Genomic DNA, 429 nt, shown 5'->3' with positions numbered 1-429 from the left:
GCCGATCTCGGTCGCGATCTCCTCGGACAGGCTGACCAGCGGGGGGCCGGCGTAATTCTGGGGCCACCAGTCGCCGCGCGTGATCTGGGTGCCCGGCGGCGGGGTCGCGGCATAGGTGATGCCCCGGTCGCCGCGCAGCACCCAGTGATCGCCCGCGACCTCGCGCGCGGGGCGGCCGTTCAGCTGCGTGACGATGCCGCGCAGCATCGGCGCGGTCTGCACGTCGCCGACCAGCGGATCGTCCTGCAGCCGGGTCAGGAACGGGTCCAGTTGATCGGGCTGGATGTCCAGAAAGAAATAGCTGGGCGCGCGTTCGGGCAGTTCGGTCGCGATGGCCTGGCGCAGGTTCGACGACACCTGCCCCACCGCCGCCAGCACCGTCAGGCCCAGGCCCAGGGACAGGATCACCGACAGCGCCTCGCTGCGCGG

Annotated in this window: 1 pseudogene; it reads right to left on the bottom strand. The window is 71.8% G+C overall.

Annotation, left to right across the window (positions count from 1 at the left end):
• Positions 1-429: pseudogene (locus TW83_RS21140) on the bottom strand (drug:proton antiporter); the annotation flags it as partial.

The organism is Paracoccus sp. S4493, assembly GCF_000967735.1.
In the GTDB taxonomy this organism is placed as follows: Bacteria; Pseudomonadota; Alphaproteobacteria; order Rhodobacterales; family Rhodobacteraceae; genus Paracoccus; species Paracoccus marcusii.
The sequence above is the reverse complement of the archived record's forward strand: the minus strand, read 5'-3'. Positions and strand labels throughout refer to the sequence as shown.